This is a genomic window from Sphaerochaeta halotolerans (assembly GCF_003429665.1).
Taxonomy (GTDB): Bacteria; Spirochaetota; Spirochaetia; order Sphaerochaetales; family Sphaerochaetaceae; genus Sphaerochaeta; species Sphaerochaeta halotolerans.
Window position 1 is genome coordinate 68,797 of the sequence record NZ_QUWK01000003.1, and the last position, 12,867, is coordinate 81,663.

11 protein-coding genes are annotated in these 12,867 nt (G+C 47.0%); 9 read left to right on the forward strand and 2 right to left on the reverse strand.

Annotated features, from left to right (window positions below):
* Positions 1–9 precede the first annotated feature (9 nt).
* From lnt to DYP60_RS03460, 9 genes are all read left to right on the forward strand, one after another.
* Entirely contained in the window at positions 10–1,671 is a 1,662-nt protein-coding gene (gene lnt, locus DYP60_RS03420; RefSeq protein WP_117329483.1) for an apolipoprotein N-acyltransferase, read from the forward strand.
* Entirely contained in the window at positions 1,671–2,936 is a 1,266-nt protein-coding gene (locus DYP60_RS03425; protein WP_117329484.1) for a nicotinamide-nucleotide amidohydrolase family protein, read from the forward strand. The genes lnt and DYP60_RS03425 overlap by 1 nt, the downstream gene beginning before the upstream one ends.
* 152 nt (positions 2,937–3,088) lie before the next feature.
* Entirely contained in the window at positions 3,089–4,933 is a 1,845-nt protein-coding gene (gene rho, locus DYP60_RS03430) for a transcription termination factor Rho (protein ID WP_117329485.1), read from the forward strand.
* A gap of 74 nt (positions 4,934–5,007) precedes the next feature.
* The gene (rpmE, locus tag DYP60_RS03435) at positions 5,008–5,211 is read left to right on the forward strand and encodes a 50S ribosomal protein L31 (protein WP_117329486.1); all 204 of its coding nucleotides are present in this window, start codon (positions 5,008–5,010) and stop codon (positions 5,209–5,211) included.
* A 209-nt stretch (positions 5,212–5,420) separates the two neighbouring features.
* Entirely contained in the window at positions 5,421–6,584 is a 1,164-nt protein-coding gene (locus DYP60_RS03440) for a galactokinase (RefSeq protein ID WP_117329487.1), read from the forward strand.
* 2 nt (positions 6,585–6,586) lie between these two features.
* Positions 6,587–7,387, forward strand: coding sequence for a 5'/3'-nucleotidase SurE (gene surE, locus DYP60_RS03445; protein WP_117329488.1), 801 nt, complete (start codon positions 6,587–6,589; stop codon positions 7,385–7,387).
* Entirely contained in the window at positions 7,380–7,736 is a 357-nt protein-coding gene (locus tag DYP60_RS03450; RefSeq protein ID WP_117329489.1) for a CxxCxxCC domain-containing protein, read from the forward strand. The genes surE and DYP60_RS03450 overlap by 8 nt, the downstream gene beginning before the upstream one ends.
* Positions 7,737–7,795: 59 nt before the next feature.
* Positions 7,796–8,956 (forward strand): cysteine desulfurase family protein, encoded by a 1,161-nt coding sequence (locus tag DYP60_RS03455; RefSeq protein WP_117329490.1) that lies wholly within the window; start codon positions 7,796–7,798, stop codon positions 8,954–8,956.
* The gene (locus tag DYP60_RS03460; protein ID WP_117329491.1) at positions 8,953–9,561 is read left to right on the forward strand and encodes an iron-sulfur cluster assembly scaffold protein; all 609 of its coding nucleotides are present in this window, start codon (positions 8,953–8,955) and stop codon (positions 9,559–9,561) included. Before DYP60_RS03455 ends, DYP60_RS03460 begins: the two co-directional genes overlap by 4 nt.
* A gap of 60 nt (positions 9,562–9,621) precedes the next feature.
* Here the strand turns inward: DYP60_RS03460 and DYP60_RS03465 are convergent, their stop codons facing one another.
* Together DYP60_RS03465 and DYP60_RS03470 are read right to left on the reverse strand one after the other, a co-directional pair.
* A complete protein-coding gene (locus DYP60_RS03465; RefSeq protein ID WP_117329492.1) occupies positions 9,622–11,115 on the reverse strand; it encodes a tagaturonate epimerase family protein in 1,494 nt (497 codons plus the stop codon).
* A gap of 18 nt (positions 11,116–11,133) precedes the next feature.
* The gene (locus tag DYP60_RS03470; protein WP_117329493.1) at positions 11,134–12,819 is read right to left on the reverse strand and encodes a nucleoside kinase; all 1,686 of its coding nucleotides are present in this window, start codon (positions 12,817–12,819) and stop codon (positions 11,134–11,136) included.
* Positions 12,820–12,867 lie beyond the last annotated feature (48 nt).

Below are 12,867 nucleotides of genomic sequence, written 5' to 3' on the forward strand. Positions count from 1 at the left end.
GAAGATCTCTTGGTTGACTTGCATGCAAGACGGAACCTCAGAACGGTTTGTTCTGAGGTTCTCGTGTTATTAGTTTCGGCATTTATCTACTCAATTGCCTTCCCTGGTCTCTTGTCGGCCAACGGCATCGGGTTTGTCGCAATGTTTGCTCTGATACCTGTATTTGCGGTAATCAGGAACACAACCTGGAAGTTGACTCCAATCTATGGATTCTTCTATGGGTTCATGTTCTATCTTTTCTTTAATTACTGGCTCAAGACCTTTCACCCGCTTGCCATTCTGATTGTTCCCATTATCAAGGGCGGGGAGATGCTCCTGCTCTTCCCCGTACTCAAGGCAGCCCAGAAGCTGTTCAAGAAATATGGATACTTGGTTGAGGCGTTGATATGGGTTGCTTACTCCTATTTGAGCCAGGACTGGTTTGCGGGATATCCCTATGGGACCCTTGGCTCAGCAGTGTATCGCTATCTTCCCCTCATTCAGATTTCCGAAATCTTTGGTATCTGGGGAGTCACCTTCATATTGGTGATGCCGCAGACTTTTCTTGGGGTATATTTGTACCGTTGGTACCATGACAGGGAGTATTCCCTGAAGGGATACCTGAAGGAACACATTGCTTTCATCATTGCATATGGGGCAGCCCTGCTGGCAACCTTGATCTTTGGGTTTGCTTCCATGGCATACTGGAAGGCTCAGGAACCTGATAAAACGTGGCGTGTAGCTACCATCCAGCATAGTGCAGATACTTGGGAGGGTGGGTACACCACCTACAAGCGAAACTTCAACACATTGCGCAAGATGAGTCTGGAAGCCTTGAAAGAAGACCCTGATATCATTCTCTGGTCCGAAACAGCCTTTGTTCCATCAGTTGCCTGGCATGAGAACTATCCTTCTGACCCAGCAACTTCAGCCTTGGTGGAGGAGTTTGTCGAATTCGGCAAGTCGCTTCCCATTCCTTTGGTAACCGGTAATCCTGAAGGAGTCATTAAAGATCCCAGCAAGCCAGCTCTTGGTGAAGATGGCTCTTGGAACCGAACCGATTACAATACCGTAATCTTCTTTGAGGATGGAAGAATCAAAAATACCTATAGAAAGCAGCACTTGGTGCCCTTCACCGAGCACTTCCCCTATGAGAAACAGTTGCCATGGCTCTATAATCTCCTGCTTGCAAATGATTACAACTGGTGGGAAACCGGCTATGACCCAGTGGTTTTTGAAACTGAGGAAGGGGTGAAGTTCTCTACTCCAATCTGTTTTGAGGATGTCTTTGGGTATTTGAACGCCGACTTTGTTTCCAATGGGGCTGATGTCATCGTCAACATGACCAATGATGGATGGTCAAAAGCTGTTCCTGCGGAAATGCAACACCTCGGATTAGCTGTATTCCGATCCATTGAGAATCGAAGAACCACGGTTCGAGGCACCAATAGTGGGATGACCTGTGTTATTGATGTTACGGGTAAGATTGTTGACCCGATGGCACCGTTTACGGTTGGCTATCATATGTATGATGTACCGGTATACAGTGGGGAAGTTCATGGGACTACCTTCTATACCCGGTATGTAGATTGGTTCGCATATCTGACCGTCTATCTTTCAGCCATACTTCTTGTCGGAGGTGCGCTGTATCGTCTGTATCGATATGTTACCAACAACAGGCAGAAACCATAATGACCTATACCAGTGCTGCTCTCTTTATCATCGGGACCGAATTGACTCGCGGGGTTATTGCAGACCGTCACACCCAAGTCATCTCAAGTCAGCTGACCCAGCTGGGTTATCGAGTTGATCGAATGGTTCTTGTACCTGATGACGGAACCATCGGGGATGTCCTTAGGGACTGCATTGATAATTGCGATCTGGTGGTGATGACCGGAGGGCTCGGACCCACCAGTGACGATATGACCCGAACCATTGTTGCCAATTTGGCAAAAGTCCCCTTGGTCCGTGACCGGGAGGCGTTCGATACCTTGCATGCACGAATAGGGGAGCGAATCTGGGGGGCGAATGAGCAACAGACCATGATTCCCCAAGGCTTTGAACTCATTCCAAACCCGTTAGGGACAGCTCCTGGATTCAAGGGTTTCATACCCAATGGAGAACGCCAGATTGCTTGTGTGGCAATGCCGGGTCCCCCTAGGGAGATGAATCCCATGTTCTTCGACCAGGTGATTCCCTGGCTTGCCCAGTTGATTGGGCATGATGATTTTTCCCGAAGCGAGTATTCTACATTTCTCATCCCTGAATCAAAACTGGAAGAGCTTTGCAAATCTATTTCTTTCAACGGGATGCAGTGGGGCACCCGGTTCCAGGATCTGAAGATAAGTTTGTATCTTGTAGATGGAAGTGAAGCTGATAGAACAGAGATGGCCAATCGCCTTCGGTCATTGGTGGGAGCGTGCCTGGTGGTTGATGGTGACGTCCAACCCACAACGTTGCTTACCACGTTACTTGAAGAGAGAGGAGAGACAATCAGCACAGCTGAAAGCTGTACCTCCGGATACATTGCCAAATTACTCACAGATCAACCTGGCAGTTCTGCATGGTTCTGGGGTGGTGTTGCAAGTTATGCCAATGAAGCGAAGAAGCAACTGCTTGGAGTTAGAAGCGAAACCTTGGAACAGGAAGGTGCTGTCAGTGAAGCTTGTGTACTGGAGATGGCGGAGGGTATGAGACGGACCTCTGGCAGTGACTGGTCGCTTTCGGTAAGTGGAATTGCCGGACCTGATGGTGGTACTCCTGAGAAACCAGTAGGAACCGTATGGTTTGGGTTTGCCTCAAAAACTCGAGAGAGTACAGCAGTAAAGGTACATATTGCATCCTACGGGAGAGATTCGGTAAGAAGGAGAGCCTCTGTAATGGCATTAATTCTTGCAACCCAATACATCAAAGGAGCCTGCTTGCTTGACACTGTCAAGAAGTGGCAATATATTTAAAGAACCAAACAGCGGAAAGAATTATAGAAAAATACGTTCCAATTCCGCATATTCTTACATTCTGTATTACAAATTAAGGAACTGGGCACTTGGTGCACCTTTATATATGATGAGGTGCAATACATTTCCCCTTTTCCGTTGGAGTTAATCCTATGTCTTCCGAAGAATTAGAGTTTAATGAAGCCAACGTGGCTGTAGCATCTGAACAGGAATCTGTAAAGAAGCCGATGCGGCGAGTGACCCGAAAAAAGAACCCTGCAAACGCAGAAGCACCTGGAAACACAAGTGAAGTGGCTGACCAGAGAGAGGAAGCACAGGGAACTCCTGAGCCTAAAAAACGTAGGGGCAGGCCTAAAAAGAGTGAATCTGAGAACACTGCAAAGGGAAAAGATTCTTCTGATTCCGAGCAACCCCAGCTTGAGTTTGAGGAGAAACAGAAAAGTCCTGCTCCTAAACAAGAACAATCTGCAGATACTTCCCAACCTCCTGCCCAGTACAAACAAGAGCAGAAGGGTCAAAACCAAAACCAAAACCAAAACCAAACCCATCGTAAACCCTACAACAATAGAAACAACCGAAACACCCAGAACAGAAATCATCCAAAAGGGTCCTATCCAAAGAGCCAAAGCTTTGGTTCGAACAGGGGAGGAAGGCCGAGCCATCAGGATGAACCTTCCAATGACCTGAATATTGAAGAACATCCAGAAGCTCCGGTCTTGGTTCTCGAAGATTTCACCACCATGTCCATTGATGAACTTCGCAAGGTAGGTCTGGAACGAGGATTGGATGCAGATACCATTCTTGATTTACGCAAGCAGGAAATCGTTGCAGAAATTCTTCGATTGCACACCTCCAGTGGTGGAGTGATTGTAGGAACTGGTACCTTGGAAATCCTCCCAGATGGATTTGGGTTCCTGCGTTCCCCCTCAAACAGTTATCTTTCAGGCTTGGAAGATGTTTATATCTCCCCCGCACAGATCAAGAGTCTGTATCTGAAGACTGGAGATGTTGTTTTCGGTCAAGTGCGGACACCTCGTGAAAATGAACGGTTCTTTGCCATCTTGAAGATATTGAAGGTCAATGGTGATGAGCCGATTACGGCAAAAATGCGTGTACCATTTGACAGCTTGACCCCTCTGTTCCCTGATCAACGTCTTAAGTTGGAAACCGCTGAAGAGGATATGTCGACAAGGATTATTGATATGTTCTGCCCGATTGGAAAGGGCCAACGTTCCTTGATCGTAGCTCCTCCCCGTACCGGTAAGACGGTGCTCCTGCAGAAAATTGCAAACTCTATCAGTACGAATCATCCTGAAGTAGTTCTGATGGTCCTTCTGGTTGATGAACGACCTGAGGAAGTGACCGATATGCGCCGCCATGTCAAAGGAGAGGTTATTGCCTCCACGTTTGATGAGCAGGCAAGCAGACACGTGCAGGTTGCAGAAATGGTTATCGAAAAGGCAAAACGCTTGGTTGAACACAAGAAGGATGTTGTCATACTTCTTGATTCCATCACTCGTCTTGCACGAGCTTACAACCAGACAGTTCCTGCGAGTGGCAAGATTCTCAGTGGAGGTGTGGACTCTAATGCGTTGCACAAACCCAAACGATTCTTTGGTGCTGCCAGAAATATTGAATTCGGGGGGAGCCTTACTATAGTTGCCACTGGTTTGATTGAGACAGGTTCCAGAATGGATGAGGTCATCTTTGAAGAGTTCAAGGGTACCGGTAACAACGAAATTATTCTGGATCGCCGTCTTGCCGACAAGCGACTCTTCCCGGCAATCAACATCAAGAAGAGTGGAACCCGTCGTGAAGACCTGTTGTTACCTTCTGACGAGGCTGCCAGAATCTGGCTCATGCGTAATGCTGTCAATGATATGGACGATCAGGAGATGACTCCGTTCCTCATTGACAAAATCCGGAAGACAAAGGATAATGAGTCATTCTTGCGTTCTATCAACACCGGTATTCCCGCGAATTCGGCAGCGTACTAGAGACCAGGAACAGATGTAGAGAAACTTGTCTGCTGCCTACAGCCAGCAGAACACATATCCTTGGAGGACCCTAAATGAAAGATGGAATTCATCCCCGTTATGAACTGAAAGAAATTCGTTGCTCATGTGGCAATGTAATCACAACCAAGACCACTGCAAAGAATCTTGAAGTTGAAATTTGCTCCGCTTGTCACCCTTTCTTCACTGGAACCCAGAAGATGGTTGATACTGCCGGTCGTATTGAACGTTTCAAGAAGCGCTATGGTTTGAACGACTAATCAGATTCTGTATCCTGTATAGTGATACGAGAGACCCTCTTTTTTGGAGTACCCAGGAAAGGGGGTTTTTTGCAAGTTTAGGATTCCGATTCACGCATTTGTTGGTCATATGGGGAAATGCACGAGTCCCGAATTATACAAAAGTAGGTTTTTTGTTGCATTATGCCGACAAGTATCCTAAAATTGAGCCATAAAAATTAGGTTGGGGCATGGACAACATCAGAAAACAACACATCAAGGAATACGGCGATTCTCCGCTGGTGATTACGCAGGTACCTGGAACATGTACCTTGCTTGGTAGTTATGCGGATGCGTGTCTTGGATGGTCCTTGGTGGGAACCGATTCCTCTTCATTGTACGTAGCGGTCTCTTACCGCAATGATCAAATGGTGAGGCTGTACAACCCAACGCTCAATGATCGAAAGCGCTTCTCCTTGAACAATATCAAGTATAGAAAAGAGGACCGATGGGGGAATTTTCTCAAAGCGGTTTTTTCGGTTCTTGCAAGTGAAGGGACTGAATTTACGGGAATGAACATAACTGTAGAAGGGAGTCTCTTGCATGCTGATACTCAAATGGTGAGTACCGCATGTTCGCTTGGAACTTGCCTCGCACTTGATGCTTTGCTCGCCCTTAAGCTTAGTTTCTCCTCCCAGATCAGAATTGCATATCAGGCATGTACGACGTTCAACAGCGAAGTCTGTTCTATCAGCGATCTTCTTACCATGCTCAATGGAAAGAAAGAAACTGTTCTTTATTATGATCTGCAGCATGTAACCTACAAAGAGTTGCATTTCCCCTTCACCAACAAGAATGATGAATATGTTGCTATCATAGTGGACAGTAAGATTTCCCCTAATGCAATGCGTGAAGAGATTAGAAGCAAGCGAAAGGCTATCAAACGTGCTTTTGAGAAACTGGATGAGTATAAAAGCGGTGGTTTCATGCGGGACTTCCCTGAGAGTGACCTTACCGGCCGTGTGGTGCCCTTGGAGGAGGAAGATCGCCATATTTGTGAATATATCCTGATGGAGTCTCGACTCACCAATGATGCTGCTTCCTTGCTCACTGAGAAAGATGCAGGAATGTATGGGAAAGTGATGAATCGGGTTCAGGCTGGGCTTCGGGATCTGTTGGAGGTAACCTGCCCCGAGGTAGACTGGCTCACCAAGAGAGCAGGTGAACTCAATGGGTGCCTTGGATCGGTCCAGGTTTCCAACGGGTTCAGCGGCAATATCATGGTCCTCTTGAGTAAACAAGCACTTCCAAGTTATATTGGTCGTCTGGAGGACTATGAACACATCTTTGGATTCCACCCTCGTTGGTATGTATTTGAGGGGAGCGATGCGGCAAAGGTAGTGTTTCAAGCATAGTAATGAAGATACTGCTGACAAATGATGATGGCTATAAAAGTGAAGGACTGAACACTCTTTCTGAGACGTTGTTGCGTGCCGGCCATGAGGTGTGGGTATGTGCCCCCGATTCAGAGCGAAGTGCGAGTAGTCATTCAATGACCCTTCGTGACGATATTACTATCACTGAATATGCCAAGAACCGGTATCATTGTAGCGGTACTCCTGCAGATTGCATTCTGTATGCCTTAAAAGGGAAAATTTTTCCTGAAGATCCTGATTTGGTCATCAGTGGGATCAATCATGGGTATAACATTTCCACAGACATCCTCTACTCGGGGACTGTTGGAGCGGCCAGAGAGGCCGCATTGACTGGATTGAGGTCGATGGCTGTCAGTTGTGCAAGAAACAAGGATGGGTCTTTCCCTTTCCAGCGGACTGCAGACTTTGTGGTACAACATCTTGAGGATTTCTATCCTCTTACCAATAGCGAGTGCATCATTAATATCAATGTCCCTGGTGAAGGGAATGGAAAGTGGAAGAGCGGGGTATTGAGTTATCTTGACTACCATGATGCAGTGCAGACTAAACAACAAGAAAAAACCCGTTACTATGACACTTCAACAGTACGTTTTGGTACTTCAGTAGTGCTTTCTATGAAGGGAGGGGTGCAACCTGTTCAACGCTGTAATACCCAGGGAAGCGATTTTCAAGCCGTGAGAGACGGGTATATCAGTGTAACTGCAATCTCAATCCTTCCTCCGGTGCATACGGCATCCCAAACCATGCTTGAATCGTTGAGCAAGGGGGGCAACTGTGGGTAATAAATGGGAGAATAAATGCCATAAGTGTGGTCTTTGTTGCCATGAGAAAGCAGTCTATGGTCGTGAATTGGTTATCGACCTGGACAGTTGGTGTGAGCATTTTGATCCTAAAACCAAACAGTGCAACATTTACGCTGAGCGATTCAGTCAATCGACCCGATGCAAAAAGATGACTACGATACGGGCCATGTTTGCATCGTACCTCCATGAAAACTGTGCCTATGTACAATGGGCACGAAGATTTCATATTCGTTTTGCGAAGAAGAGAATTCTTCGATTCATCCATAGTAAAACCTGTCCTGATGAGGACTCAGACGAAGACGATCTTTACGAAGTATTCAATGCGTAACAGTTATGTGACTTGACCCTAAGGGGTACCTGTTACTATCGTTTTCTATGAGGTTAATTATGGAACAGAAGACCATTTATTTGGATAACAATGCGACCACTCCCATGCATGAGGATGTTATTGAGGCTGTGAACGAAGCCAATACCCTCTTTGGGAATGCCTCGAGCATGCATAGCTATGGTCGTGAAGCCGCCATGGCAATAGAAGAAAGTAGAAAAGCACTTGCCTCCTTGATTGATTGCGATCCCTCCTCGATCGTTTTCACCAGTGGAGCCAGTGAATCGAACAATACTGTGTTTAATATTTTTCGCGAGCGCATAGACTTAGGGTCGAAACGCAACCGAATTGTTACCACTACCATTGAACACCCTTCAATCAACGAATTGGTGAAGTATCTCAAAAATCTGGGGTATCATGTTGATGAGTGTCCAGTTGATCATAGTGGCCGGGTAGATCTGGAAGTGATGAAGACGTATCTGGGCGAGGATGTAGCCTTGGTCTCTGTCATGGCTGGTAATAATGAGATAGGTACCATCCAACCAGTAAAGGAAATTGCCAGGCTTGCCCACGAGGTTGGGGCCTACATGCACAGTGATGCGACACAGGCAATCGGGAAGATTCCCGTCTCCATGAGAAATTGGGATGTCGATTATCTCAGTCTTTCTGGACACAAGTTCTATGGCCCAAAAGGCATAGGAGTATTGGCAGTCAAGGCAAAAGCACCACATACTCCATTGATCCATGGTGGCCATCAAGAAGGAGGCAGGCGAGCAGGGACCTACAATACTGCATCAATCGTTGGTATTGGGGTTGCCGCTGCGCTTGCGGAACGTGATCTTGAGGAAGAGAGCAAAAAGCTCTGGACCCTCAGGGAGATGTTGAGAAAGGGAATCGAGGAGCGTATCCCCAATGTGGTGGTAAACGGGAACCAAGAATACTGTCTTCCCGGAACCTTGGATGTGTCGTTCCCTCATGCAGAAGGGGAATCGATTCTGCTCTATCTCGACATGGAAGGAATTATGGTTTCCACCGGGAGTGCCTGCGCAAGTGGGTCGCTTGAACCCAGTTACGTGTTACTGGCATCCGGGGTGGATATAGAGCTGGCCCACGGCTCAATACGGTTCAGTTTTGGAAGGTACAACACAGAAGATGATGTTGCTTATGTACTGGAGAAATTGCCGCCGATTATCAAGCGATTAAGGGAGATGTCCACACGATGACCAACTTTATGAGTCAATGGGTCTACACCCCAGTGGTGAAGGACCATTTTATGAATCCCAGGAATACCTGGCAGGAAGAAGAAAATTTTCAGGCTGATGGAATCGGAGAAGTCGGTTCCCTCTCCTGTGGCGACCAGATGCAGGTAATGATCAAGGTCGATAATGATACAATTAGTGATCTGAGGTGGCTTACCTATGGGTGTGCATCAGCCATTGCTAGCACCTCTATGATGAGTGAAATGGCAATTGGCATGAGCTTGCATGACGCATACCACCTAACTCCAGACAAGATTACAGAAGCATTGGGTGGACTGCCCGAGCATAAATTCCACTGTTCTGTACTAGGGGATAAGGCACTCAGGGCTGCCATTGATGACTATCTTGAGAAAGCGGGACGTGAAAATCCTTTCAAGAACAGCGTGGCAAAGACCATCTGTGAGTGCAACGGAGTCACTGATATGCAGATTGAGGATCTCGTGAAACGGGGTGAAGCAAAGACTCTGGAACAGTTGCAGGAGATTACCAAGTTTGGTACGGTCTGCGGCAAGTGTAAGCAACAGGTTAGTGACCTGTTTGATGAGTTCAAGCACATCTATAACGTATAAGTACGCATTATCATATAATCAAGAAAGGGCGGCTGATTGAAGCCGCCCTTTTTCGCCTGTTCACTTTTTGAATCCAAGCAAGGAAAGATGTCTGCTGATATGTGCATCAAGCAATTGCTTGTAATGCTCTTCCTCCCGGGAAAGCAAACTGAAAAAGGCATCCTTGAACAATTTCTTTCCAGTCTCATCGGTATCTTCGAGTAGATAGCCGTAGGTAATGTGGAGAAGTTGCCGGGCATTGTCATCGTTGAGGTAGGAAGGCAGGTCTTCATCTTTCATCGTATCCAAATTCTTGATCTTCTCAATGTCAGTGGTTACATGATAGAAGGCTTTCGCATCGCCAAAACGTTTGAGAGCATGGCTGTGCATCTTCCTATAGAGAGAGGGTTCCTTCTCTGCAACCAATCGGACAGCTTCAAGCCAATTGGTGCCAGCCGTCTTGACGTGAAAACTTCCCTTGATTGTCTTTGCAAGAATAGGAAAGATGGAGAATTTGTCGCTGCCTGAATGGATACTGAGTCGGTAGCGATACTGCTTTGCGATAGCAGCATGCAATACCAGCTGTCTTTCGAACTCAGCGGTATCACCGATGTAATCGATGCCCTTCTGGAATTCTCCTACAAAACGAGGCGCAAGAGTGGAGATGAGTACATGCCGTCGTTTGAGTTCCTTGGCAATAAAAAGATGACTCTTAGGGTCGGTCGGGGTGTCCGTCTCATCAATGGAGATTTCAAAGTCTATTGGATGCTCGGAAGGCAGGATATGCTGTTCATAGATAATCTGGATGAAATCAAGTGCCTTATGGTAGGTCAGTATATCGCGTTTCAGCGTGGGGAGGTCAAGTTTCAGCGTTGAGGTTCCAACAGGAAATTCCTGTTCAGCATACAATCCTTCGTATAACTCACGTATCTCACGGTCCAATGCTTCATAGCGTGCTTGGAGTTGTCCTTCATCCAGGTTCTGTATGGTGGGGTCAATTTGCTCTGAGGAGTCCAGGGTGATCATGGTGGCCCCATCTTCCAAAGCCTGCTTAATCTCCTCGCTTTTTTTCAAGTGGTCTCCATCAGCACCAAACCCATAGGTATATCCTTCCTGGAATACTGCGTATGAGGCAGCATCAATCACATCTTTGAAGGTTCTATCGGTAAAGTTCAATTCCCTGATGCTCTGTTGGGCGAAGATTGGGAAAACCGAGGTACCTTCCAAAGCCCATATATGTCCTGGAGTGGCTTCCCCGAGGCGGTCCCCCAACCCAATGGAAGGGCGCTTGGTGGTGTTTGCAACGGGGTGTGTATAAGGCAGATAGGTATTCAAGACCAGACGATTTTCATGGCTCAGTGGACAGACTTTACACTCGTCCTCAGCCTCTCCGTCCAGTTCATCGAATATGGGGCCTGAACCTACAGCCACCAGATACCGTTGTTCACCTGCCTTGATCATGGCAATCGTGCAACTGCCCAGGTTGGTGAGTGATTGTTCATAGAGGGAGACCTTGCACTTCAGCCTACGCTCCAATTGTTGAATATCCACGGTACGTTCTTCATAGATTTCCATATGGATTCTCCTCTTGATTCAGATAACCCCGAACTCACTTCCCCCAATAAATTCCCTGAGAAGGGAATCGTCGGGAACCAAGGTGTCGGGGATTGGATTGACATGCTCTAGGAATCTGAGCAACCTGCGAGCAGTCTCATACGCAGCTCCTGCAGAGGGTTTCACCATCTTCAGCAAGGGTTGTGCATAGGTGGTGAGAACTCCTAATTCATAGTCCAAGGCACTATTGATCATGACATTGGCGTTGTTCTGGTACGGGAAAATATACTTGTTTTCTCCCCGCTCCACTGAAGGCCACATGTTCAGGGTGGCTGTCGCATCTGTCCCACGGGTCCTATTGTCACGAATCATGCGACGTATAATCCGGTTATCCGTGGTACTGATTCGATTGTGATCATCAAGATTCAGTTGGGTGAGCGCTGAGATATAGACCCTGAAAAGCAGCTCTTTGTCCAAGGAAGCAGTCAGCATTGGATTCATTCCATGAATACCCTCTATGATCAAGATGGTGCGTTTGTCCAAGTGTACGGGGGTCTCCTCATAGGTACGAGTGAGCGTCTTGAAATCATAGATAGGAAGGTGGACTTCCTTCTTTGCAAACAAGTCCGCCAAGTCTTTCTGGAATTGAGCAACATCAAGCGCCTCAAGTGCCTCAAGGTCAGGCCTTCCCTCTTCATCCTTGGGAGCTTGATCAGGAGATAGATAATAATTATCCAAGGATATCTTGATGGTTTTCTTCCCCAATACCTGTAATTGGATTGAGAGTTTATGGGCGAAAGTGGTCTTCCCTGATGAGGATGGCCCGGCAATGAGAACAGCTTTTACACTGCTGTGAAGATATATTTGGTCTGCAATACTTGCGATTTTCTTCTGTTGCAATGCTTCAGCAAGCCGAATAAATGATTCAACAGTGTTCTGGTTACCCATCTGATTCAGCTGGCCCAAAGACTGCACGTTGAGAATGGAGCCCCAAGTCTTGTACTCACGGTAAATGGAGAAAAGCAGGGGATTGTCAACAAATGGATCGAGCCCAATGACATTGTGAGAACGGGGATAGCGAAGCAGCATACCCCGCTCTTGGTAGGGCTTAAGCTCCCAGATCTTCATTAAGCCTGTCCTGCTGAGCAAGGGCTCGTAGGAGATATCCATATAGCCCTGCAACTGGTAGAGATTCACCTTCGGGTCATTTCGAGTGGAAAGCAGTGCAGCTGTCTGCTCGTGATGGTTGTTCTCAAAGTAGGAGAGTGCTTTTTCGTAGGGCAGCAAGACCTCCTCGATGGGGAGGTCTTGTTCAACCAAGGAGTGCATGGCCTTCTCGATTGCTTTTATATCTGTATTGTTCAGGGTAAGGTCGTCATCAAAACTAAAGTAATACCCATCACCAAGGGAGTGCCCGATGACCAGCCTCCGATTGGGATAGATCATGGAAACGGCGGCACAGAGGAGATAGCAGATGGAGTGACGATACATTCTTTTGCCCATATCCCCAAATAGCCGTACCGGTTCCAAGATGCAATCGGCAACCAAGGCTCGTGAACAGGAATGCAATTCATGGTTCACCAAGGCCCCGATATACGGGTTCTCTGTATAGGTCTGTTTCTTGCCTGATTCGATCACCTTTGCCTCGATCAAGGCCTCTTCCACGGTGGATCCGGTAGGAAGTACAAGATGCTGTTCTTTGATGGTTACGGTAATACTCTTCATGTAGCTATCATACAAGGAGGTTTGCCCGTAAACAAGAGTAAAGCGTTA

Excerpts from the sequence above, each read along its gene's own strand:
- DYP60_RS03425 (WP_117329484.1), top strand. The coding sequence starts at position 1,671 with ATGACCTATACCAGTGCTGCTCTCTTTATCATCGGGACCGAATTGACT.
- rho (WP_117329485.1), top strand. The coding sequence starts at position 3,089 with ATGTCTTCCGAAGAATTAGAGTTTAATGAAGCCAACGTGGCTGTAGCA.
- rpmE (WP_117329486.1), top strand. The coding sequence starts at position 5,008 with ATGAAAGATGGAATTCATCCCCGTTATGAACTGAAAGAAATTCGTTGC.
- DYP60_RS03440 (WP_117329487.1), top strand. The coding sequence starts at position 5,421 with ATGGACAACATCAGAAAACAACACATCAAGGAATACGGCGATTCTCCG.
- surE (WP_117329488.1), top strand. The coding sequence starts at position 6,587 with ATGAAGATACTGCTGACAAATGATGATGGCTATAAAAGTGAAGGACTG.
- DYP60_RS03455 (WP_117329490.1), top strand. The coding sequence starts at position 7,796 with ATGGAACAGAAGACCATTTATTTGGATAACAATGCGACCACTCCCATG.
- DYP60_RS03460 (WP_117329491.1), top strand. The coding sequence starts at position 8,953 with ATGACCAACTTTATGAGTCAATGGGTCTACACCCCAGTGGTGAAGGAC.
- DYP60_RS03465 (WP_117329492.1), bottom strand. The coding sequence starts at position 11,115 with ATGGAAATCTATGAAGAACGTACCGTGGATATTCAACAATTGGAGCGT.
- DYP60_RS03470 (WP_117329493.1), bottom strand. The coding sequence starts at position 12,819 with ATGAAGAGTATTACCGTAACCATCAAAGAACAGCATCTTGTACTTCCT.